We start from the raw sequence: 1,127 nt of genomic DNA on the forward strand, positions 1-1,127 counted from the left end.
GTTCGGCCTGCTCACCCACCGGCAGGTGGCGAAGCCGACCTACCACCTGTACACCTTCATGGCCCGGATGGGCCCGCACGTGCTGGCCCGCGGCGCCGACCACCTCGTGTGCGCCGCGGACGACGGCCGCGTCACCGTGCTGGCCTGGCAGCCCGTCGGCGGCACGGACGGCCCGGACGCGCCCGAGCGGCACGACGTGCGGCTGTCGGTGCCGATGACCGGTCCGCGCGCGTTCGTCCGCCGGGAACGGGTCAACGAGCACGACGGCAACGCGTTCGGCGCGTGGCGCGAGCTGGGCCGCCCGCGCTCCCCCGACCGCCGGGCGCTGGACCTGCTGCACGACTGCGCGCGCCCGGCCGTGGAGCACCGGTCGGACGCGGTGGTGGACGGGCGGGTCGAGCTCGACCTGGTCCTGGCCCGGCACGAGGTCACGTTCGTCGAGCTCACGCCGGTGCACCCGGAGGAGCACGTCGGCCTGGACGACCGGCGGATGCTCGGCGGGTCCGACAACCGGCTCGTCGCACCGCACGAGAGGCCGTGACCGTGGCGCTCGAGCGCCGCGGCGACCCGGCGGCCGAGATCGGCGCGGGCATCCTGTCGCGCATCGCGTCGGTCGTGTACTGGTTCCTCGTCGTCGAGGCCATGCTGCTGCTGACGACCGCGCCCGGGTTCGTCGCGCTGCTGCTCCTGGACCGCAGCGCGGGCAACGCGCCGCTGATCGGGCTGTGCTTCGCGCCCGTGGCGCCGGCGCTGTCGGCCGCCGTCTACGCCTGGCGGGTGTTCCTGAACGACCGGGACCTCTCCCCCGCCCGGCACTTCCGGCGCGGCTACCGGCTCAACTGGCTGGACGTGCTGCGCTGGTGGCTGCCCGCGCTGGCGGTGCTCACCGTGATCGGGTTCAGCCTGGCCAACCTGGAGCTGGCCGGCGTGCCCACCGGGTACGGCCTCGTGCTCGTCGTCGTCGCGGTCGCGGTGCTGGTGTGGTCGACCCAGGCGCTGGTGCTGTCCTCCACGCTCTCGCTGCGCACCCGGGACACCGCGCGGCTGGCGTCCTACTACCTCGCCGCCCGACCGGCGAGCGCGCTCGGCGCGTTGTCGCTGCTCGTCGCGGCCGGCGGACTCGTGGT

Annotated in this window: 1 protein-coding gene and 1 pseudogene; both read left to right on the forward strand. The window is 75.2% G+C overall.

Annotation, left to right across the window (positions count from 1 at the left end):
- Positions 1-541: pseudogene (locus tag AB0G02_RS41670) on the forward strand (xylan 1,4-beta-xylosidase); the annotation flags it as partial.
- On the forward strand, positions 538-1,127 hold a 590-nt coding region (locus AB0G02_RS41675), incomplete at its 3' end, for a DUF624 domain-containing protein (protein WP_360806542.1). The pseudogene AB0G02_RS41670 and the gene AB0G02_RS41675, both read left to right, overlap by 4 nt.

Source organism: Actinosynnema sp. NPDC023658 (genome assembly GCF_040639995.1).
Classification (GTDB): Bacteria; Actinomycetota; Actinomycetes; order Mycobacteriales; family Pseudonocardiaceae; genus Actinosynnema.